Source organism: Williamsia sp. DF01-3, assembly GCF_023051145.1.
GTDB lineage: Bacteria > Actinomycetota > Actinomycetes > Mycobacteriales > Mycobacteriaceae > Williamsia.
The window spans coordinates 765,057-786,587 of the sequence record NZ_JALKFS010000005.1 but is presented as its reverse complement, the minus strand read 5'-3'; the positions used below and the strand labels follow the sequence as shown (position 1 = coordinate 786,587).

Here is a 21,531-nt window from a genome sequence, read left to right as displayed (position 1 = left end):
AATCTGTTTGTTCAACTGGCCATCGGTTCGCGAGGCAATCCGAGGATCCGCTCGGCCAACAGGTTTCGGACGATCTCCGACGTTCCGCCCGCGATCGTGAGGCACCGGCTGTACAGCAGGTCGTGCATCACCTCGGGCTCAGCGCCGACAAGGATCGCCGGCGACACCATCCGCACACTCAGTTCTGCGATCCTCTGGGCGTGTTCGGATCCGACGAGCTTTGCGACATTGCCCTCGACTCCGGCCACGCCCCCTTGCACGGCGCGGGCCGCGATGCGGAGGTTGAGCGCTTTGAGTGCGTATGCCTCAATGAGGAGCTCGCCGACGTCGCGGAGAAATCCGGTGTCGCCGGCACGATGCCGGTCGAAGACGTCCAACGCGTCGTCGGCGTTCATGGTCACCGACCCCCGCCGATGGACAGGCGCTCGTTGCCGAATGTGGCCATGGCGACGCGCCATCCGTTGTTCACCTGGCCCACGACATCGATGTCGGGGACAAACACGTCGTCAAAGAAGACCTCGTTGCAGAATGCCGCACCTGTCAGCTCACGAAGTGGCCTCACCTCGACCCCCGGCGCGCCGAGATTGATGATCATCGCGGTGATGCCCTTGTGTTTGACCACCGTGGTGTCGGTGCGCACAGTCGCCAGACCGCGTTGACAATTGACCGCATCGCTTGTCCAGACCTTCTGGCCCGACACGGACCAACCTCCTTCGACGCGAATGGCCTTGGTGGAGAGCGCGGCCGCATCCGACCCGGTGCCGGGCTCACTGAACAGCTGGCACCAGCGCAGGTCGCCATCGAGACTCGGCTGCATCAGCCGTTCGAGTTGCTCGGGTGTCCCGTGTTGCAAGATCGTGGGCAGTACCCATTCGCCGAGGCCGAGACTGGGCCGGTCGATTCCATCGAGCTCGCGGTCGATGACCAATTGCTCAACGGCTCCCGCCGCCCGACCATAGGGCTGCGGCCAGTGCGGGACCAGATACCCCGAACGCGCATAGAGCTTTTGACGGTGTTCGGGTTTCGCCGCCGCCAGCTCGGCGCGGAACTGTCGAACCTGAACGGCGAACTCGTCCGCCTCGGCCGGGAGGTCGAGAGATGGATCTCGTCGCACCCCGACGAGCTGCCAGCGGGCGGTTTGTTCGCGAAGTTCCTCCAGGGTGCCGACAAAGGAGCTGAGCACAAGTGCCCGGCGCAGAAACAGATGCGCATCGTGCTCCCACGTGTATCCGATGCCCCCGTGGATCTGGATGTTGAGCAGCGCAGCACTCACGTAGCTGTCCAACGCCTGCCCGGCGGCCATCGCCGCTGCCAGCTCCGCTTCGCTTGTCCCGGGGTTCGCGCGGATGGCCTCCCAGGTCGCCGCAGTTGCGAGCTCGGTGTCGACCAGCATGTTGGCGCAGTGGTGTTTGACCGCCTGGAACGAGCCGATGGGTCGGCCGAACTGCTCACGTGCGGCGGCGTAGGTGGTGGCCATCTCGGTGCAGGCCGCCAGCCCGCCGGCCGCTTCGGCTGCGCAGAGCAGTCTGGTCAGCCTCTGTAGCGCCGCCGCGCCGTCGGCGAACACCTCCACAATCGGTGTCTGGTGGCAGCGGACAACGGTGACCGGTCGCACCACCTGGTCCGCGGTGTTGCTGCGGGAGGTCTCGAGAGTCGGTCCAGCTTCCAGCAGGAGGTCGTCGCCGACGGGGATGAGGAAAACATCGGACAACGTCTCCCCCAGCGCCGGGCACGATGGCACCGTGAGCGCAGCGTCGGCACGTTCGGCGTCAGCCGCCTTTCCGACGACAGCCGCGACCATGTCTCCCGACGTCAGCCGTGGTAGCCAACGGCCACGTTGCTCGTCGGTTCCGATGTCTGCGATCACCGCCGCGGCCAGGGTCGACGGCAGGAAGGGCCCGGCAACTGCGGCCCGTCCCAGTTGCTCGAGAACCACGATGAGCTCTGCCAGGCCGAAACCTTGCCCACCACAACGCTCATCGACGTGCAGTCCGAGCCACCCCGTGCTGACGATCTCTTTCCACAGAGCGTCGGACTCCCACCATCGGATGCTGTCGTCGGCGTCGAGGAGAACCCGGCGGGCACCTGTCGTGCCGACCCTGTTCGCGACGATCGAGCGCGCGACGTCGGCCAGCTGACGGTGTTCTTCCGCGATCGCCAGTCCTCCGATCACCATGGGGATCCATACCTTTCGCGGAAGGTGACCGCAGCTGCAGGGGTTCGTCGCGGGGGCGCCAGTGTCCGTGCCGGTCTACCGATGTAGACGGCAGCCATCGGCAGCAGTTCGTCGGGCAATCCGAGCAACTGCCGGACCTGCTCGGCATACATGATTGTCAGACCGGTCGTCAGGCACGACCCGTACTCGAGGTCGTTGGCGGCCAGGAGCATGTTCTGTACGGCCGGGAAGATCGACGCCGGGGCGAAATCCTCCGGAACCCGCCCTACGTCGGCGCACACCACGACGATGACCGGGGCAGAGGCGAATCCGCCTCCCGCCAAACCGAATTCGAGATCGTTATAGAGCACGTCGTCGGAAACGTTCTGACGGACATAGTCGGCTCGCCAGGATTCGGACCACCACGATGCCAGAAGGCCACGTGACCGGGGATCTCGGACCACCACGAACCGCCACGGCTGGGTGTTCTCGGCGCTCGGAGCATGCACCGCCGCCTCGAGCATCTCCTGGAGGTCGCTGTCCTGCACCGCCTGATCCGGATCGAAACGGCGGCACGCTCGCTGCGTACGCTGGATCGTCTGGAGATCACCCACGCGTACGCGCTTCCGCGGTTTTTCGTTCACCACGCGGTCGCCACACCGCCATCGACACCCCGGCGAGGTCGAGAGAATCGCTCAGCGCCATCTGTCCCGAACCGACTCGCTCGAGAAACGATCCCATCACGGTGTCGGGATCGTCATCGAGTTCGTAGACGGCGAGATAGCGGTGCGCCGGCGCCGGAGGGGCGGCGATTCCGTCGGCTTCCGGCGGGGTCATCGGGGCCAATTCATAGCGCTGTGCCGCGATCACCCCGTCGACCTGGAGAACATCGGGCACGTGCCTGGTCTCATACCAGCTGTTGAACTCGTCGTCGTTGCCCTGCGTTGGATTTGAGAAGACAAACAGATAACTGTCCGCCATGCGGCGCCCACTTTCGCTTGATGCGTTTGCTCGATGTTATGGCAGTTGACTGTCACACGTCAACGATGATGCACGTTGCCCATCCTACGGTGCCGACGGTGTGTCACCCGACTGCCGACAGCCCGGCACGATCGGGCCGCCTCACCGCAGGTTCGACCGCACTGAATTTGTTACAGGCGAGCAGCATTGGGCTCGCGGACACTACACGGACCGTGGCCCACGCCGGCCGAGTGGTGACCGCGAGGCCGGACCCGGTAGCACCGACTCATTTGCCACCGGTCGTCTTCGAGGCCGTCGGCAGGGCCGCATACGTGGACCGCCGGATCGCCAAACCACATTTGTCAGCGAACTGCCACAGTGCAGCGTGTCACCCATGCTGAACTCCCTGTCGATGCCGCCGATGGCCCCGCTTTTCGAGTTCTGCGAAGGCTCGCAGAATATCCAGTCGGCCCACAGGCAGTCAGTTCACTGCCACCATCTGCATGTGCCCAGCACAGTGCCCGCCCGGCGACACGATCGGAGACAACGATGAAGTTCGCGGTCTATCTCCCCCACTGCATGCACGTCCGCGCCTTGACTCAGCCGTGGGAACATGAGCTGACCGGCCGCGACATCGCGACCGTCGCACGTGTGGCCGATGAACTCGGCTACTCGACGACCTTCCTGCCGGAGCACTTCTTGATCCCGACCGCAGATGTCGAGTTGTCCGGCGATCACTACCTACACGCGAGCACGGCGCAGGGCTTTGTCGCCGGAGCGACCGAGCGCATCAGATTGGGCTCGTTGGTCACCCTCTTGCCGCTGCACCACCCCGTACTGTTGGCCAAGGCTGTCTCGACCCTCGACTGGCTCAGCGGCGTCCGTTCCCTGACCACCGTCGGGGTCGGCTGGCATAAAGCCGAATTCGACGCACTCGGAGTGCCGTTCCATCGACGCGGGGGATGGCCGATGAGTACCTTGCCGCGATGTTCGAATTGTGGCACAGCGACACCCCGAGTTTCTCGGGCGAGTTCGTCTCATTCGATGACGTGGCCTTCGGTCCCAAAGGGATTCGCTCACCGCATCCGGAGTTGTGGGTCGGCGGAGACGCCGACGCCACGTTGCGGCGCGCGGCCAGGTTCGGTGACGGCTGGGCCCCCTGGCTCACCCGTCCCGAGGATCTCCCGGCCCGGCTGGACTTCTTGCGGTCGCAGCCGGGCTTCGACGATCGGCCGTTCTCGTTGTTCTACAGCCTGGCCGCACTGGCGGCGGGTGCCGAACACGCTGTCCTCGACGACACCTCGTCCCGATTCGGCCAGAATGCGGCTGAAGTGATCGATCAGTGCGCGCGGCTTGCCGATCTCGGAGTCACCGATACATGGATCACCCCACCACCTGTGTCGGGGTTCGACGCCTACCTCGATCACCTGCGTTGGGTGGCCGACGAGGTCATTTCCGAAGGTGGCATGAACACGAGGGGGACCGCGTCCAGGCCGAGGGTGCCGCTGGGCCACAGCACCTGCGGCTCGAAGCCGTCTGCCAGTGAGTACTCCGGAATTCGGCGGTGCCACTCCTCGAGGATGATGCGTAGCTCCATGCGCGCCAAGTGCGACCCGAGGCAGCGATGCGGGCCCTTGCCGAAGGCGAAGTGCGGCACTCGTTCACCGACATGGAGTTCATCGGCGTCGTCGTAGCGGTCCGGATCGCGGTTGGCGCACCCATAACTCATCAGCACGGTGGTGTCCTTGGGCAGCAAGATGCCGTCGACCTCGACGTCTTCGGTGGTGACGCGCGGCGCGAACGGGACCGGGCCGTCTGTTCGGAGCAACTCTTCGATGAACGCCGGGATGAGGCTCTCGTCCTCGGCCAATTGCCTCCTCAACGACGGATCCTGCGCCAATCGGCCGAAAGCGAACCCCAGGGCGGCGGTGACGGTGTCGAGGCCGGCCAACACGAAGAGGAAACACAACCCGAGGATGTCCTCGTCGGACAGACCCCCCTCGTCCCTGGTCTTGATCAACCGCGTGAGCAGATCGTCGCCACTGTTGTCCTGGCGACGCCGGGTGATGTGTTCAGACAGATAGGTGAACAGTTCCAACGCATGTGTCAGCACCTCCGGTGACGGCTTGGTGGCCGACGGACTGGTGAACTCGAGGATCGAGTCCTTCCACTGGTTGAGTCGGTCCCGGTCTCGGAGTGGTAGTCCGAACAGGCCGAGGAACACATCCGAGGGATACGGCGTCGCCAGATCGGTGATCAACTCGCACTGCCCGCGTACCGCGATCGCATCGATCAATTCGGCGGCGGACTGCCGCAACTGCGGTTCACGCTCCGCCATCCGCTTGGGACTGAAGAACGGGTCGAGAAGCCGTCGGTAACGAGTGTGGTCGGGCGGGTCCGTGCCGATTGGGATCAGGGCCAGCGGGCTGCCCAGCCGATCGAAAGCACGCCGAGACGAGAACACCGTCGGCGCCTTGGCCGCCTCGTCCACGGCATCAGCGCTGGTGAGGATGAACGATTCCCCCGCGGGACAGACTGCTCCGGCGTCACGCAGTGCCTGCCATCCAACGCCGCGGTCCTGCGCCAGCGGCAGGGCGTCGATGTCGACATCATCGCGCTCGGATAATTCGTTGGTCACTGGGAAGATCCTTTGTCCGGTGGCGTAGGCAACGTCGATCGTGCCTAGCAAGATGACAGTTGACTGTCTCCGGCGAGTATCGTTGTGACCACGTGACCTTGTCAACACTCTGGTGACCGCCACCGGCGGTTAGAGTCGCGTCTACATCCGTACCGGCGAAAGGGCCACCACAGCGATGCAATCCGGCGACCGGTCACGGCGACAAGATCGTGCCACCCACACGCGGTTGGCACTGGTCGACGTGGCGCTGAACCTGTTCAGCACCAACGGTTTCGATCAGACCACAACGGATCAGATCGCTGAGGGTGCCGGGGTGTCGCCCCGCACCTTCTTTCGGTACTTCCCGACGAAGGAGTCCGTCCTCTTCTTCGGCGAGTACGACTTCGTGCGGGCGTTCAGCGGCGTGTACCTGGCACAGCCTGACGCTGTGTCCGAACTGGATGCGATGACCAATGCGTTTGTCACCCTCGCGCCAGGTCTGGCCAGAATGCGCAAACGGATCACGCTCTACCGCGAAGCCGTCGCCTCGTCGGTCAAGCTGATCGGCCAAGAACGCAAGAACCACGACGCGAGTGCCAGGACGGTCGCCGAGGCGATCGCTCTACGGCGACAGATCCGGGAACCCGACGAGGAATGCCTCCTGCTGGGATCGGTTGGCATGCTTGTCGTCGAACGCTCGATCGACCGGTGGATCCGCATGCCTGCCGGTACACCACCCGAGGACGTGGTCCGCACCGAGTTCGCCAGTCTTCGTGAGCTGATGGGCATCCGCAGGGTCAGTTCCCCCTGAACACGGTCCCGTCCGGACATCCTACGGGCGTCCCCGGACCGCAGAGCTCGGTCCGCAGGTAGGTCGGATACGTCTGAGTCGATCCGGCATACAGTCCTTCGAGGTTCATCGGGATGTCGTAGCCGACGATGGCGACGATGTGGATGAATCCCGTGATGGCCAGAACGCTCAACATCGTCCGCGTGCGGTCGCCGGCCCAGCGCACACGTTCCATTCCGCGTTCGACGACGGTGAGATCGTTTGTGTCCCGGAAGAAGAGCAGCGCGCCCGAGCAGGTCAGTACGGTCGACCAGATCAGCGGTCCGTACATCGGTACCTGGTGGGTGTTGCCGGACCAGAGGGTCAGGTTCGGGATCCCGGCCGGGTAACCGACCAGTCCCGTGTGCACCGCCAGGAGTTCACAACAGAACTCGACGCCGAACACCGCCACCCAACCGGCGGCGAACGTGCCCGGCACACCCAGCGCGGGCCGCGCGGTGTGCGCTCGGCCCATCGCCCATCGGCCGAGCAGACCGAGGTAGAGCGGCATCCAGATGTAGGGAAGGCCGATCATCAGTACCGGCTCAGCCAGGAATCGCCCATTCGGACTGATCCATCCCGGGATGTTCTCGGTCCAGGCGCCGAAGTTCACAAGCGTGGCGTTGTAGAACACCACGGGCTGTAGCCAGTTGATGAGGAGGTCGTGCAACCACGCGATCATCGAACCGATGACCACCATCGCTTCAGCGCAGAGCCTGTGTTCGAGGAGGCTCTTGCGGACGACGAAGAACAAAGCGCTCAGAGCCAGGACCGGGGTTGCGCATTGAAACACCCAGGCGCCCACGGTCGCTCGGGTGGGGACCGGATCCGAACCGGGACCCACCGCAGACGCGTTCCCCGAAAGTATCCAGGAGAGATACACATAGGCAGCGAAGACGACGCAGATCGCTCCGATCCCTGCCCAGACCAGCACCGGACGAACCCGCCGACGGTTGACCGCCGACTGTCCCGCCGTCTGCCGAACCGGCCCGTCCGACGTGCCGCGGCCGATCTGGTCATCAGAGCCGCCGCGTGTCCAGGTCGGAGTACGCACGTGCGAAGCGTGCCAGGACCGCGGCCACCGTGGCCTCGGAGTACGTCTGATCGGATGCCATGATGGCCCGCATGTCGCAGCCCCCTACGGGGAACGCGTCGGATTGTGTTGTGGCAATCGCAAACCCACCACCTCAGGAGCGAGGTCTTCGGGTGTGCCCAGCACTGATCTGATCGAAGCGATCATGCCCCAGCCTTTCCAGCGGTCGAAGGCTTGCCCCAATTTGGCAGTCGACTGCCATCGTAACGGTCGCCACCAGTGCTGGAGTCGGGTTCGACATCCGGATGTGAACATTCCCTACAGTCTGATGCCCGACAGTGACCCGAAACGCCGGCGAGGACTCCCGAGATGAGATCAGGGCCCGAGCACAATGTGCTCGGGCCCTAGTGCCTCAGGGGCGGCGTGCGGTCAGACCGAGAGCGAGTCCGCAGGAGCCTGGGCGGCGTCCGGGCTCGGATTGCGCAACGGCAGCCCCAAGAACCGGCGCGCATTGTCGCCCATGAAGTCGTAGGCTCGCCGCTCGTTCATACCTTCGGCGTACTTGTAGAAGCCCTTCGGCTCGGTCAGCCCCTCGGGATGCGGGTAGTCCGAACCGAACATCACCTTGTCCCAGCCGACCGTCTCGACGACGTCGGCAACCGAACCCTCCCAGAACGGGCTCACCCACACGTTCCGGCGGAAGACCTCGAGCGGATCCTCTGGGAAGTTCTGGGGCATCTTCTTGTTGAGGTCCGCCAGGTCGTGGAACAGCGGATGGATCCAGGCGCTGCCGTTCTCCACCGAGGCGATGCGCAGCTTCGGGAATCGGGTCAAGGTGCCGTGGCAGATGAGCGAGCCCAGCATGTCCGAGATCTCACGATGTCCCAGCGCAAGCCAACGGAACGAGCTCATCGTCATGAAGTTGTTGGTGGACGGCGGTTCCCACTTGTTCACGTACTCGTCGAGTGGCGGCTGACTGGCGTGCAGCACAACCGGCATACCGGCGTCCTCGACGTCCTTCCAGAACGGGTCGAACTCGGGGAGTGCCGGCGAGCGCCAGCCCTTGTAGCCGTTGACCGGCGCGGGCTTGATGAGCACCACCTTGGCACCGTTGTCGATGAGGTACTCCAACTCGCGACGTGCCTCATCGACAAGCGCACAGGTGATGACCGGCGTCATGAACAACCGGTTCTCGTGGGTGAAGCCCCAGGTCTCCAGCATCCACTGGTTCAGCGCGTGGATCATCGCCACGGTGAGTTCCGGGTCCTCGGCGGCAGAATGCTCGACCAGGTTGGCCAGCGTCGGATAGACGAGCGCAGCGTCGACGCCCTGACGATCGATCTCTGCGATTCGTGCGCGAGGCTCGCGTGACGCGGGCGGGGCCTCGATGGCCGTTCCCTGCATTTCGCGCAGCGTCAGACCCTCGACATTCTGGCCCGAGTAGAACTTCTCGTGCGCTCCCGGTGCCGCGACCTTCTCGAACGTCGGGTTGGGGATGAACTCGGTGATCTTGTTCAGGATCGCGATCCGCGTCCGCTTGCCGACCTGCACGAATTGCACTGCCGGAGCGAACTTCTCAGGTAAGAACTTGGTCAGGGCGTCGGGCGTCTCGTACATGTGCGTATCGGCGTCGAAAATCGGGATGTCGTTCAAGTCGACCATGGGTCCGCCTTCTCTGTGTGCTGGGCTGGAGTCTGCGTACCAGCTTGCATCAGTTTGACGAAAACGTCAAGACCCATCTTGTAGTCGAGCACAAAATACGTTGTGACATGGGCATACTGTTCTCCTGATCTGGATGACAAATATGTCACTCTGGCGGCGCCAGGCGGGCGACGGTGGCGGGTCACCCAGTGGTTCCAACACCGGCCAAACGGGTTCCCAGCAGCTCGATCTCCGCCAGGCAGGCATCCATGCTGCGCGTTTTCGACTCCACGGAGATGTGGGTGACACCCGCCTCGGACAACGGACCGATCTGCTCCCCGAGGGTGTCGGCCATCTCGTCGGCATCGCGCCGGGCGGTCGGGGTGAAACACACCTCGAAGTCCGCCGGTCGACCGAGTGCAATCCTCCTGTCCCGGATCTGTGCGATTCGCTCGGCGAGCTGGCCGGTCTGCAGCTGCGGTGTGTTGGTGATCGCCGACATCGCCGCCGATTGCTCGAACGGCAACCATCCGTCGGCGACCTCGGCCACGCGGCGTATCGACGCCTTGCTGTTGCCGCCGATCCAGATCGGCGGGCCCGGACGCTGCGTCGGACGCGGCAGCATCCGATGGCCATGGGCGGGGAAGAACGGTCCGTCCCGATCGATCACCTCGCCGGTCCACGCTTGTTGCATCGCCACGATGGCCTCGTCGAAGCGTGGGCCTCGATCGTCGAACGACGCCCCCAGCACCTCGAACTCGTTCGCCTGGTAGCCCGCTCCCATCCCGACGACGAGCCGGCCGCCGGACAGAAGGTCCAATGACGCGGCCGACTTGGCGGTTGTGAACGGGTTCCGGTATCCCGCAACGAGAATGAAGGTCAGCAGCCGGATCCGAGATGTTGCTGCCGCCATGAAGGACAGCGCCACAAAAGGATCAAACGAGTGATGTCCGCCTCCTACCAGCCAGTCCTCCGAGGGAAACGGATGGTCGGTTGTCGACACGACATCGAACCCATTCGCCTCCGCCGCCACGGCGATCTCGGCGAACTCGTGCGCGCCGATCCAGGTTTCCCAATGCTTGACCGCGCCGGTGGCGAATTGGTAGTTCAGTTTCATATCGGGTCTCCGACCGCTAATAGATGGATCCGGTACCGCCGCCATCGAGATGAAGGTTCACCCCGTTGATGAAGCCGGAATTGGGGCTTGCGAGCATGGTCACCGCATACCCGATGTCGTCGACCTGCCCGATTCGGGTGACGGTTTGACCGGTGCCCTTGAGTACGTATTCCGCTGCGCGATCGACATCGTCGCCCCACCCACGCTTCTCGGAGAACTCGCGGAGGAACTCGACCAGTTTGTCAGTCATGATCATGCCCGGCGACACCGTGTTCACGGTGATCCCCGTTCCGGCAAGGGCTTTCGACAGACCCATCGACATGTTCACCAACGCCGCCTTGGACGGACCGTAGTCGGGCTGACCAGATGTCGGGATGATGCCTGCGGCACTGGAGATCTGGATGATCCGCCCCCAGCCGTCGGCCTTCATGCCCGGCACGACACGGTGGATCAGCCGCCCGGCCGAGATCACGTTGCTCTGGTAGGTCGCGGCCCAGTCATCGGGCGGTAGGTCGAACCACGATCCCTTGCCGGACTCCGAGGCGCCGCCGGCGTTGTTCACCAGGATGTCGATGCCGCCGAACGCATCGAGCGCCTTGGTGGCGACGTCGTGTGCGCCCTCATCGGTCGACAGGTCACCGGCCGCCGACGCGACAGCACCACCACGCCCGGAGATATCGGCCTTTGCCTCGGCCAGTTTGGCCTCGTTTCGACCGTGGAGCACCACCGAGACACCTTCGTCGGCGAGCGACCGGGCAATCGCGGCGCCGATGCCGCCATTGCTCCCGGTGACCAGCGCACGCTTGCCCTTCAGCTGTAAATCCATGTCGAATCCTCTCCTCAGCCGATCGACGGCCGGGCCGACGACCCCGGCCGCGCTCCGTCGATCACAACCAGGCGATGCTCGAACAGCCACTCGTCGCCCACGGGCACCAGAACGTCGCGGTAGGTTCCCCAGTGGTCGGGGGCGTCGGCGTGGAAAACGGTGAAGTAGGCCGATGATTCGATGTGTTCGGGCGTGATCGAATCGAATCGGAGACTGGCTACGAAATGCCTGACGATGGGCCGTGTCGTCGCGGCCTGCGCGGTCGCGTGGGCGATCAGGTCCGCAGAGACCGCGGTCAACGTGTCGACGATATCCGGACGCCCCTTGGCGGCAAACGAATTCCGAGCCTCCAAGGCTCCGTCCTCGGTGAAGCATGCCGCGAGTTCGTCCAGGCGACCCTTGTCGCCGGCGCGGTTGTATCGGGCATATCGATCACGAACGAGTTCCCTTGCGACGAGCTCTTCGACCTTCAATCGCGCTACCTCCGTATACGTTTCTTCGCACCCTAGTAGAGCAAATAGCTAAATGAAAGTCCCCTTAAACTAGCTCTCATCGTGCTACGACGGGGCCGGTTTGCCGAGAAGTCGGGCCGAACTCAGCGCACACCTCGGCGGTACAGGCCCGATCAGCCTCAGACCCGGTGCAGGGTCACGCGATAGGTCTAGTGCTCGGGCAGGAAGTGACTCACCGACAGCTCACGCGCAACGCCGGACTCGTCACTGTAGAGACGGTCGATCCGCAGGATCGGGTGGCCCTGCGGGCAACCCAGATGGGTGGCGTCGAGCCCGCTTGCGGCATCAACCGTGATCGATTGTGCCGCCTCGGATATCGGCGATTCCAGATGTGGTTCCAGAAGTCCGATCATGGTGTACGTGCTGACCGCACCCGCGGTCACCTCCGGTGCTTGCAGAACCAGGCGCGCGGTGTCCTCGGGTAGGTGCACCGTGGTGAGGACAAAGGGAACACCTTCGTGGAAACGCCGGAAGATCACCGTGTAGACGACATCGCTCTCGAGCCTGAGCCTGCTTGCCGCCTCGACGTCGACCCGGCGTTGCAGGGCGCTGACGACTTCCATGGTCGTATCCGACGACAGGTTCATCAGGTCCTGGATGGAACCCTGCTGGCGCAGGTACCTGCCGCCCGATTCATTGACAAAGGTGCCACGGCCGGGAACCCGGTACACGATGCCCGCGGCAACAAGATCGACAAAGGCCCGGCGCACCGTCTGTCTGCTGACCTCGTACCGCTCGGACAGCTCCGACTCGTTGGGCAACCGTGTCCCGTTGTCGTAGAGACCGGCGGCGATCTCGTGTCGCAACTGCTTGGACAGCGCCTGGTAGGCGGGCTCGGTCTCGCGTTTCTTGCCGGTCGTGGTTCCCACGATGCAGGGCGCGGTGTCTACAGCCCGCCCCGTGACACGAGTTGGGCGGCAATGACGTTGCGCTGGATCTCGTTGGTGCCCTCACCGACGATCATCAGCGGGGCGTCGCGGAAGTAGCGCTCCACGTCGTACTCGGTCGAGTAACCGTAACCGCCATGGATCCGGACCGCGTTGAGTGCGATCTCCATTGCTATCTCCGAGGCGAACAGCTTGGCCATTCCGGCCTCTATGTCACAGCGTTCGCCGGAGTCGAACTTCTCGGCCGCATAACGCGTCAACTGGCGCGCGGCGGTGAGTTTGGTGGCCATGTCGGCGAGGTAGTTGCCGATGGACTGGTGCTTCCAGATCGGTTGCCCGAAGCTCTCCCGCTGCTGCGCGTACGCCAGCGCGTCTTCGAGCGCCGCCGTCGCCACACCGAGGGCACGCGAGGCGACCTGGATTCGGCCGGTCTCCAGACCCTTCATCATCTGCCCGAATCCCTTGCCGGGGGTTGCACCCAGGATGGCCGAGGGTGCGATGCGGTAGTTGTCGAACGACAGCTCGCAGGACTCCACACCCTTGTAGCCGAGCTTCGGGAGATCGCGCGAGATGGTCAGCCCGGGCCCGTGCTCGACCAGCACGATGGAGATGCCCTTGTGCCGCAGGGTCGCGGTGGGATCGGTCTTGCACAGCAGTGCGATGAGACCCGACCGGCGGGCGTTGCTGATCCAGGTCTTGGCGCCGTTGATGACCAGGTCGTCACCGTCGGTCTTGGCCACGGTGGCCATGGCCTGCAGATCCGACCCGCCACCCGGCTCCGTCAGCGCCATCGTGGCGCGCAGCTCCCCGGTTGCCATCAGGGGCAGATACTTGCTCTTCTGCTCGTCGGTACCGAACAGGGTGAGCAGTACTCCTCTCCGACCACGAAGAGTTCCAGACTGCCGCCCGGTGAGCCCGGAAAAACGGCTTCGTCGACAAGTGGGTCATCCATCCCGCACAGATCGCCACCACGATTCGGGGATTCACCCCGACCGAGGACGCGGCGACGCAGGCAAGCGAATCCTGGACGCCTTTTCCGACGCCGAGGCCCGCGGGGCCGGGGCCGCGGCGCTCGACGGACAGATGGTCGACGAGGCGATCGCGGTGTCGGCGCCCCGGGTGCTGGCACAGGCAGAGGAGCAGTGAAACGATGACCGAACTCCAGGGCGAGTCAATTGCCGTCGGCGGATCGTACTTCCACGAACTCTCGGTGGGACAGGTCTTCGACTCCGCTCCGTCGTTACGTTGTCCAGCGGTCGGCCGCCCTGCACCAGTCCATTCTCGGTGACCGCCTGCGGCTGCCGCTCGACGCGCACCTGTCGGCCAAGGTCACCGACCGCTCTGCGGCCGTTGCCCATCCGGGTCTGGTCTGCGATGTGGCCATCGGCCAGTCCACCCTGGCCACCCATCACGTCAAGGCCAACCTGTTCTACCGCGGACTGAGGTTCGACACGTTTCCACATATCGGGGAACGCTGTACACGTACACGGAAGTGGTTCGTCTACGCCAACTCGGTCAAACCCGGACGCCGTCCGACCGGGCTCGCCGAGCTGCGGATGGAGACCACCGATCAGGACGGCCGCAAGATCCTCGACTTCCTCCGGTGCGCGATGATCCCGTTCTCCGGTACCGCGGACGACAACCGCCCACCCGCCCGGGACGACCTGGCGGCCATCGGACCGGCGGACGAACCCGAGTACGCGGTCCCGTAGGGCTGGGACCGCTCCGCGCTGCCATCGGGAGGCACGAGCGCGGCCGGTCTGTCCGGGGTCACGTTCGCCTCCAGCGCCGACGTGGTCTCCAGCGCTCCCGAACTGGGCCGACTCACCTTGAATATTGCTGCCACCCAATATGATTCACGTGTGAACGGGGGCGCCGACTCGTCTACGGCGGCCACACCATCGGCATCGCGCTGGCACAGGCGACCCGGGCCCTGTCGAACCTGGTCACCGTGCTCGGTTGGCAGGCCTGCGATCATCTCGGGCCGGTGTACGAGGGTGACACCATCAGCAGCCGAGTGCGGGTGGAGTCGGCCGAATCCCTTGGCGGCGCAAGCACATTGCTCAGGCTGCGGTCGATCGCCGAGGTCGTCGGGGGTGACACGGACCCGGTGCCGGTACTGGACTGGAAGTTCACTGCGTTGAGCACCTGATCAGCAGACCGGCAAGCCGGCCGGGCCATGTGTGCGGTCACACCGACGGCCGATCTGAGGCAGAAGATGCCGAATCGGGGTGGCGTCTGCACCTCACTGTGTGTCATCGGTGATCCGGACCAGACCTTCCTGCGTTGTGTCGGCAACCGGGGTCCCGGTCAGGTCGTAGATCGCGCCGCGACACAGCGCGCGATCGGCCGACGACCTGACCGTCGATGTCTCGTGCAGCAACCAGGTGCGAGCATGCGCAGCCGGGGAGAACCACAGCGCATGGTCGAGACTGACCGCGCGAAGCCGACTGTCTCCCATCACGATTCCCCGAGGCCCCAACGACCCTGCGAGCAAGAACAAGTCCGACAGGTAAGCCACGGCCGCCGCCTGGATCAGTGGATCATCGGGTAGCGCGTCGGCAGACCTCACCAGAAAGCGCTGACCGGGCGGCGCCCACCCGGTGCGCAGAGTGCGTGACCGGACCGGTTCCTCGAAAAACCGGACCTCCAGCCGCATCATCTGAGTCAGCCCGGCGAGCCACGACCGCAGCTGCACCGCCAGCTCTTCTCCGACCGCGTCGGGGCTCCACGATGCCTCGTTCGCATCGACCTGTGGTCGAGCGGGTGTCCCCGACACCCCACCACCGAGATGGAATGACAGTTCTACGGTGGCCAGCCGAACAGACCCCTGAACTGCCACAACTCGGCGCCGCGCACTCGACCGGCCGTCTCGCGTGACTTCCACGTGGTAGGTGATCGGTTGCGCCCAACCACCCGACCGTTCGAAATAGGCGTGCAGGGAATGAGGCAGCTGACCGGCCGCAACGGTGCGGCCGGCAGCGACCACCGACTGACCCAAGAGCTGGCCACCAAAGACGTGAGCGCGCAGGCCCGAACGCGCTCGCGCTCGGAAGGTGTTGTCGCCCAACTCCGCGAGGTCGAGGATCTGCGTCAGCGACGCCTGCTCGGCCAGGTCCTCCACTGCGGTACCCGTCCCTGTTGATCGGTCAGATCAGCCATCTATATCAGGGACCGCCTAGGCTGGGCCGCCTGGCACCTTCAGAAGTGATCCGGCATCAACCCGCAACTGCTGCCCGGTGACATACCTAGACTCGTCCGAGGCGAAGAACAACACCGCATTGGAGATGTCCACAGGCTCGACATACGGGATCGGCATCGCCTGGAACATCGTGAACGCCGGCTCAACATCCTCACGGGTCGGATTCTCCAGATCCGGCCGGAACACACTGTACAAACCATCGTTGTGCAACAAATGCGTGTTCACATTGGTCGGATGTATCACATTGACTCGGATGAACTCCGGAGCCAACTGCAAAGCGAGTTGCTCGGCGTACCCCATCAACGTCTTCTTCGCCCAGCCATAACCAGCCGACCCAGGCCCCATGTTCGGGTTGTCCGTCGTGTTCGGCAGCATCGCGGCAGTCGATCCGGTGATGATCACCGACCCATTACGGCCCAAATGCGGTAAGGCCACCGCCACCGCATTCATCACTCCGAGAAGGTCGACATCCACCGCATCGATGAAATCCGACGCGTGCGGATCACCCATCGACATCGGCAGAATCCCCGCATTGGCTACCACCACATCCACATGCCCCAACGCCGCCAGCCCCTCATCCAACGCAGACCTGAGCTGACCCCGATCCCGCACATCAGCCTTCACCGTCACGATCCGGCGATCCAACTTCTCCACCAAAGCAGCCGTCTCCGCCAGATCCGCCTCAGAGGCAAGAGGATACGGATTGGACTCGATCTGCTCACAGATGTCCACCGCAATGATGTCGGCACCCTCCTCAGCCAACCGCACCGCATGGCTGCGACCCTGCCCACGCGCCGCTCCGGTGATGAAAGCAACCTTGCCCTCAACTCGTCCCGTCATGATCTTCTCCTCGCTGATTTTTGACAAACGAACTCTGAGGAACAACCGCCGAATCGGTTCGTGATCGGCTCTACGTGACCGGCCGGAATCGATTGCGCCGCCGACATCTACGTCCTCCGCTCGCGCGCCTAGATATGCCGCCGGGTTGTGCTCCGCGCCACTCACGCTACATTTTGGCACTGAGGTCCACAACCACCCGTTCATAGTATCGTCCACCACATGGAAGGACAGATGCCTGACTTGGGACAACGCAATCGGGGTGGGCGGCCGCGCGTAACCGACAAGACCGCGATCGCGGCTGTCGGCTTGCGCCTTTTCGCCGAACGCGGTTACGACGCAGTCACCATGGCCGAGATCGCCGATGCCTGCGACATCGGCCGCACCACTCTGCTGCGATACTTTGCCTCCAAGGTGGACATCGTCTGGGATCGTTCGGACGACGAGGTGTCGGCACTTACCGCACGATTGCAGCAAGCTCCGGGCTCTGCCGACGCCGTGTCCGTCCTGTGCACCGAGCTTCCGGCAATGCTCGCCTACGACGACTCCGAGGTCGACCTCTTGCGCACCCAGGTCAGGATCATCGGCGAATCCGCCGAGGGCTGGCCACTCGGATCGGCGCGGTTCGCCCCGTGGGAGTCGGTGGTCGCCCGCTTCATCACCGAGCGCACCCGGCACGGTGCCGATGGCCTGTACACCAAGCTGCTGACACAGAGCCTTCTCAGTGCGGGCTGGACCGCGATGACCGTATGGGCCGCATCCGACGAGCCCCGGCCAGAACGACTATTGGTTGATGCCTTCACGCTGGTACGCAACGGATTCAGCGAACAGTGACCCATCCGCCGGCCGAGGTCACAACCCGCTCGGCGCGCACAACGGCAGGAATCTGGACGATGTGCATCGAGAACGTAGACCACTCATGCCGAGAACGTTATTCTCCACTAGTCAACCGAACGAGGGAGATTCTCCGTGGAATGTCGAGAAGACAGGGCCGCATTGCCCGGCGATCAGCTCCTCGGCGTCCACGCCGAACTTCGTCGCCAATACATCGGCCCGGTGCAGAATCGGGGCACGCGAGAAGTCGGGCATGCCGGGATCATCTGTCAGGTACGCCACCCGCTGCTGGCCCATCGGTCCGCCGGGTCGTTCGCCCTGCGATCGTAGTACTCGCGTTGCCGCTCACAGCGGCGTGGCGCTGACTGCGGATCGCTCGATCGGTCAGAGGTAGCTGGTGACGCGGGCGACCGCTGATGTTCGTCCATCGTCGCCGACGGCCACGCTGTCCATCACCGCCGTGCCGCGCCCGATCTGGACAGGGCTCGCGGTGTATCGCGTCGACCCGCCGACCCGCATCGGACGCAGATAGTTGACTCGCATGCTGCCGGTGTACTTGGAGTCCGAAACGTGGTGGGCCATATGCAAAGACCCGTGCGCGACCACTTTAGTCGCAGGGGCGACCACACCGCCGTGCACCATCGCCAAGTCGTTGTTCAGTATCGGGTCCGCTAGAGGTGTCAGGGTCCAGCCGTCCGCATCGGCCTCCGGTCGCACCGACACCCGTTCCATGAGCGTTGTCTCCTCGGGTGATGTGCACGGGGTCGTGGGGGCGATCGGAGTCGACGCCGTCTGCAGGGATGAAGAAGGACCGGACCAGCCCGGTTCCGATTTCTGTCGCGCGATGCGGAATGTGGTCAGCGACAGCGCTTACCTCGGATCGCGGCTGATCGACCGTGCCGAGGCAACCACTTCACCGTCGCCGGTCATCGCCGTGCGGTCCAGGTCCATCGACAACTCACTGGTCAGCGACCACATGTCCGGAGGCCTGATCAGGTGATTGTTCAAGCCGCCGGAGCCGTCGAGCAGCAGCGCCGCAGGTCCCAGCGAGCGTGTTCCGGTCACCGGGTCGAGGAGATCGTCGAGGTTCATCGTCAGGACCGTGTCTCCCGTGTCGTGATCGGCCTGGACGATCTCCACCCCGAACCTGCGTTCCACCGAATGGGGCATCACCGCCGACTTCGGGTCCTTCATCAACCCTCCACCGTGTAACTGGCATCCGCACCGGGGTCGCGCGTCCGGACGACCCTCTACTCACCACCATCAGCCGATCCGTGATGACTTCTCGGACGTTACTGACAGACCTCGCAAGGTGCCGACCCGGCCCTACTGCCGATAACAGAAGAATGTCCGATTTAACGGAATCAGCTAAATAATATGACGTTCGGGCTATACACTGGCGGCGCCGGATCGTCCGACCTGCGCAATGAGAGATCGGAACGGACGCAGAGCGCCAAGTGAGGCCCCGGCAGGACACGGCCATACCAAACACATACGCCGGACAACCACGGCGCGAAAGGAAATGACATGAACGACGTTCTCGAAGGCATCCGTGTGGTCGAACTCGCCGCCTGGACATTCGTACCCGCGGCCGGAGCAGTGCTGGCCGACTGGGGCGCCGACGTGATCAAGATCGAACACCCTGAAACCGGAGACCCCCAGCGCGGACTGATCAGTTCCGGTGTGGTCACCGGCGCCGGCGGAGTCAATCATTTCATCGAACAACCCAACCGCGGCAAACGTAGCGTCGGCATCGACACCGCAACGCCCGAAGGACTCGAAGTGCTGATGAAACTGGTCGAAAATGCAGACGTCTTCGTCACCAACCTGCTTCCCGACTCCCGCGCGCGCATGGGAGTCGACGTCGACGCAATACGAGCCCGCAACCCCCAGATAATCTACGCCCGAGGCCACGGCTACGGCACCAAAGGCGACCTCGCCGAACAAGGCGGCTTCGACCTCGCTGCATACTGGTCCCGCGGCGGCATCGCCGAAGCCTACGCAGCCGGCAACGGCGACTACCCCCCGTGCAACGGCCCGCCTTCGGCGACTCCTACGGCGGCCTGGCCATCGCCGCCGGCATCGCCGCAGCGCTGGTGAAACGCTTCCGAACCGGAGAGGGTTCCGTCGTGGACGTCTCGCTTCTGAACGCGGCTATCTGGCAACTAGGGCCCGACATCGTCGGTGCCGGCGTCCTCGGCACCGACATCCCCAGATTCGACCTCAGCTCCATGCCCAACCCGGTGGCCAACATCTACAAAACCCAAGACGGCCGGTTCATCAGCTTTGTGCTACTCCAGTCCGATCGCTTCTGGGCAGAGTTCTGCACCCGACTCGGCCGCCCCGACCTCACCGACGACGAACGCTACGCCACTGCCGTAGCACGCTTCCAGAACCGGACCGACTGTGTCGCCGAACTCCGCGGCGCCTTCGAATCCGAACCACTCAAACACTGGGAAGAGGCGTTCGACGGCTTCGATGGCGTGTGGGACATTCTCCGCACCCCCCTCGAGGTCCACAGCGACCCCCAAGCAATCGCCAACGGCTACTTACCCCGCACCACCGACACCAACAACAACGAATTCGCCCTCGCCGCCAGCCCAGTCCAATTCAATGAAACACCCCTGCAAGTACACCGCGCCCCCACCCACGGCGAACACACCGACATCGTCCTCACCGAACTTGGCCTCACCGAGGAGCAAATCATCGACCTTAAGATAAAATCCGCTGTGCTGTAGCAGATCTGACGATAGCAAGGCGGCGGGGCCATACCCGTCGGGGAAGTCGGTCGCATCTCCATCCCACTGCCCAGAACAGCGCCATGAACATCAGTCCGGCAACTCGCTCCCAATCGACGAGTCAGGGCGTCAAGGAGTAAGGCCGGGCTGTGCCGCGTACAGGCGAGGTGGGCGGCGGCCGGATCAGAGAACGTCCCGAACTTCGACATATCACCACCGCTACAAACGACCGGCCCCGGCCATTCAGTTTCACCGACTCGACCGACGGGTCCGCCAGGGCCACCGTCAGACATCAATTGACTCGGCGCGCAGCGCATTACTGAATGCGTTGTAACGTTCGGGCGGTTGACGAGATGTCGAGGCTCAACCATTGCGAGACAACAGCACTGCATCATCCTGCTCGTGACGACGCCGCGGGCCCTGGGCCAACAGGCACCTACCGAACTCGGCCTCGGCCGGCGAGCTCGAGTAGGCCAGCGACTCGGTGATCAATCCACCGGGGGTGTGCTACCGGGGGCCGACCCAGAACGCAAGACGTTCATTATCAGAAGGGCGGACCCAAAGGGTCTCCCGCGCTCGAGCCACCGGCCTGCGCTGTCGGTACCGAGGACGCCGCCTCAACCACGACAGCTGTGGGATCAGGTGGCGACCACCCGTCGGCTGCCACAGCGGCCGGATCGGTGACATCGACCATCGTCAATCCCCTGACATATCGGTCCCCGTCGTCGGCAATAGAACAGGCACGATGTTCTGCTTCCGCGACTAGCCATACCTGAGCTTATTTGGAAGGTCGGTAGAACAGCGCCAACTGTCCAGCGGCAGCTGCGATCCCCACACCGGCCGTCAGGGTCGCCACGCTGTTGCCGCTGAACTTTTGTTCCAGCCCAAGTGCTTTGTCTACGCTCCAGGGGCCGGGACCTACGCCCGCAAGCGCTACCGCTCCGACGGCCATATTCGCGACATATTCCCATCCCTCTGCCGTGATAAAGAACCCGTTCGACAGGTGAACCGAACGAGCGGCCACCGCCATGGTGCCGACCACAGCGGCCGCAGCCACGGGTGTGGCAGCCCCGGCGAGAATCGCCGCACCCGCGCCCATCTCGACGACTGCGCTGGCTCGGGCCTGCGCTCTGGGCTGCCGAAAACCGATCGATTCGAACCAGCCGGCCGTTCCTGCGAGGGACCTAGCGTGCGTCAGCCCGTGCGCCAACATTGTTCCGCCCACTGCGACGCGGAGCAGTAGGGCCACACCTGCACTATCCGATCTGTCTCGAGCCATAGAGCGCGGAGCTTTCATCAATCGGTCCAATCTGCGGGAACTGAGCCAGTCTTATTGCGACCAT

The 21,531-nt window shown here is 64.1% G+C and carries 19 protein-coding genes and 5 pseudogenes; 6 read left to right on the top strand and 18 right to left on the bottom strand.

What is annotated here, in order from left to right; translation table 11 throughout:
• Window positions 1-11: 11 nt before the first annotated feature.
• The 3 genes and pseudogenes from MVA47_RS05650 to MVA47_RS05640 all read right to left on the bottom strand — a co-directional run bounded on the left by MVA47_RS05650 (window position 12) and on the right by MVA47_RS05640 (window position 3,136).
• Window positions 12-2,176, bottom strand: a pseudogene (locus MVA47_RS05650) (acyl-CoA dehydrogenase).
• Entirely contained in the window at window positions 2,170-2,769 is a 600-nt protein-coding gene (locus MVA47_RS05645; RefSeq protein ID WP_247207023.1) for a nitroreductase family protein, read from the bottom strand. Before MVA47_RS05645 ends, MVA47_RS05650 begins: the two are co-directional and overlap by 7 nt.
• Window positions 2,762-3,136 (bottom strand): DUF4286 family protein, encoded by a 375-nt coding sequence (locus tag MVA47_RS05640; RefSeq protein ID WP_247207022.1) that lies wholly within the window; start codon window positions 3,134-3,136, stop codon window positions 2,762-2,764. Before MVA47_RS05640 ends, MVA47_RS05645 begins: the two co-directional genes overlap by 8 nt.
• Before the next feature lie 528 nt (window positions 3,137-3,664).
• Between MVA47_RS05640 and MVA47_RS05635 the strand changes: the two are divergent.
• Window positions 3,665-4,581, top strand: a pseudogene (locus MVA47_RS05635) (TIGR03619 family F420-dependent LLM class oxidoreductase); the annotation flags it as partial.
• Here MVA47_RS05635 and MVA47_RS05630 read toward each other — a convergent pair.
• A complete protein-coding gene (locus MVA47_RS05630) occupies window positions 4,539-5,753 on the bottom strand; it encodes a cytochrome P450 (protein ID WP_247207021.1) in 1,215 nt (404 codons plus the stop codon). The pseudogene MVA47_RS05635 and the gene MVA47_RS05630 overlap by 43 nt on opposite strands.
• A gap of 226 nt (window positions 5,754-5,979) precedes the next feature.
• Here MVA47_RS05630 and MVA47_RS05625 point away from each other — a divergent pair, with 226 nt between their 5' ends.
• Window positions 5,980-6,543, top strand: coding sequence for a TetR family transcriptional regulator (locus MVA47_RS05625; RefSeq protein ID WP_247207020.1), 564 nt, complete (start codon window positions 5,980-5,982; stop codon window positions 6,541-6,543).
• On the opposite strand, the gene MVA47_RS05620 is transcribed toward MVA47_RS05625, so the two are convergent.
• From MVA47_RS05620 to MVA47_RS05590, 7 genes and pseudogenes are all read right to left on the bottom strand, one after another.
• Window positions 6,530-7,615, bottom strand: a complete 1,086-nt coding sequence (locus MVA47_RS05620) for a spirocyclase AveC family protein (RefSeq protein WP_247207019.1) — start codon at window positions 7,613-7,615, stop codon at window positions 6,530-6,532. The two genes, MVA47_RS05625 and MVA47_RS05620, sit on opposite strands and share 14 nt — an antisense overlap.
• A 408-nt stretch (window positions 7,616-8,023) precedes the next feature.
• Window positions 8,024-9,256, bottom strand: a complete 1,233-nt coding sequence (locus MVA47_RS05615) for an amidohydrolase family protein (RefSeq protein WP_247207018.1) — start codon at window positions 9,254-9,256, stop codon at window positions 8,024-8,026.
• A gap of 181 nt (window positions 9,257-9,437) precedes the next feature.
• Window positions 9,438-10,352: an LLM class F420-dependent oxidoreductase gene (locus MVA47_RS05610; protein WP_247207017.1), complete on the bottom strand. Its 915-nt coding sequence runs from the start codon at window positions 10,350-10,352 to the stop codon at window positions 9,438-9,440.
• A gap of 16 nt (window positions 10,353-10,368) precedes the next feature.
• Window positions 10,369-11,178 carry an SDR family NAD(P)-dependent oxidoreductase gene (locus tag MVA47_RS05605; protein WP_247207016.1) on the bottom strand — a complete coding sequence of 270 codons (810 nt, stop codon included), beginning with the start codon at window positions 11,176-11,178 and terminating at the stop codon, window positions 10,369-10,371.
• 14 nt (window positions 11,179-11,192) lie between these two features.
• Complete coding sequence (locus MVA47_RS05600) at window positions 11,193-11,651, bottom strand: nuclear transport factor 2 family protein (protein ID WP_247207015.1); 459 nt, start codon at window positions 11,649-11,651, stop codon at window positions 11,193-11,195.
• Between the two features lie 188 nt (window positions 11,652-11,839).
• A complete protein-coding gene (locus tag MVA47_RS05595; protein ID WP_247207014.1) occupies window positions 11,840-12,559 on the bottom strand; it encodes a GntR family transcriptional regulator in 720 nt (239 codons plus the stop codon).
• Between the two features lie 17 nt (window positions 12,560-12,576).
• Window positions 12,577-13,446 (bottom strand): annotated as a pseudogene (locus MVA47_RS05590) (acyl-CoA dehydrogenase family protein); the annotation flags it as partial.
• A 40-nt stretch (window positions 13,447-13,486) separates the two neighbouring features.
• On the opposite strand from MVA47_RS05590, the gene MVA47_RS05585 reads away from it, so the two are divergent.
• The gene (locus MVA47_RS05585) at window positions 13,487-13,723 is read left to right on the top strand and encodes a hypothetical protein (RefSeq protein ID WP_247207013.1); all 237 of its coding nucleotides are present in this window, start codon (window positions 13,487-13,489) and stop codon (window positions 13,721-13,723) included.
• 4 nt (window positions 13,724-13,727) lie between these two features.
• Window positions 13,728-14,729: pseudogene (locus MVA47_RS05580) on the top strand (MaoC family dehydratase).
• A gap of 93 nt (window positions 14,730-14,822) precedes the next feature.
• On the opposite strand, the gene MVA47_RS05575 reads toward MVA47_RS05580, so the two are convergent.
• Window positions 14,823-15,701, bottom strand: coding sequence for an acyl-CoA thioesterase II (locus MVA47_RS05575; protein ID WP_247207012.1), 879 nt, complete (start codon window positions 15,699-15,701; stop codon window positions 14,823-14,825).
• Between the two features lie 54 nt (window positions 15,702-15,755).
• Window positions 15,756-16,619, bottom strand: a complete 864-nt coding sequence (locus MVA47_RS05570) for a mycofactocin-coupled SDR family oxidoreductase (protein ID WP_247210610.1) — start codon at window positions 16,617-16,619, stop codon at window positions 15,756-15,758.
• A gap of 231 nt (window positions 16,620-16,850) precedes the next feature.
• On the opposite strand from MVA47_RS05570, the gene MVA47_RS05565 reads away from it, so the two are divergent.
• Window positions 16,851-17,450, top strand: a complete 600-nt coding sequence (locus tag MVA47_RS05565; RefSeq protein WP_247207011.1) for a TetR/AcrR family transcriptional regulator — start codon at window positions 16,851-16,853, stop codon at window positions 17,448-17,450.
• Between the two features lie 111 nt (window positions 17,451-17,561).
• Here MVA47_RS05565 and MVA47_RS05560 read toward each other — a convergent pair whose 3' ends face one another.
• From MVA47_RS05560 to MVA47_RS05550, 3 genes are all read right to left on the bottom strand, one after another.
• Window positions 17,562-17,747, bottom strand: a complete 186-nt coding sequence (locus tag MVA47_RS05560) for a hypothetical protein (RefSeq protein WP_247207010.1) — start codon at window positions 17,745-17,747, stop codon at window positions 17,562-17,564.
• Window positions 17,748-17,834: 87 nt separating this feature from the next.
• Complete coding sequence (locus MVA47_RS05555) at window positions 17,835-18,182, bottom strand: PaaI family thioesterase (protein WP_247207009.1); 348 nt, start codon at window positions 18,180-18,182, stop codon at window positions 17,835-17,837.
• A gap of 138 nt (window positions 18,183-18,320) precedes the next feature.
• The gene (locus tag MVA47_RS05550; protein WP_247207008.1) at window positions 18,321-18,644 is read right to left on the bottom strand and encodes a hypothetical protein; all 324 of its coding nucleotides are present in this window, start codon (window positions 18,642-18,644) and stop codon (window positions 18,321-18,323) included.
• Window positions 18,645-18,977: 333 nt separating this feature from the next.
• On the opposite strand from MVA47_RS05550, the pseudogene MVA47_RS05545 reads away from it, so the two are divergent.
• Window positions 18,978-20,188 (top strand): annotated as a pseudogene (locus tag MVA47_RS05545) (CaiB/BaiF CoA transferase family protein).
• A 544-nt stretch (window positions 20,189-20,732) separates the two neighbouring features.
• Here the strand turns inward: MVA47_RS05545 and MVA47_RS05540 are convergent.
• Together MVA47_RS05540 and MVA47_RS05535 are read right to left on the bottom strand one after the other, a co-directional pair.
• Window positions 20,733-20,882: a hypothetical protein gene (locus tag MVA47_RS05540; protein WP_247207007.1), complete on the bottom strand. Its 150-nt coding sequence runs from the start codon at window positions 20,880-20,882 to the stop codon at window positions 20,733-20,735.
• Window positions 20,883-20,966: 84 nt separating this feature from the next.
• The gene (locus MVA47_RS05535; protein WP_247210608.1) at window positions 20,967-21,467 is read right to left on the bottom strand and encodes a DoxX family protein; all 501 of its coding nucleotides are present in this window, start codon (window positions 21,465-21,467) and stop codon (window positions 20,967-20,969) included.
• Window positions 21,468-21,531 lie beyond the last annotated feature (64 nt).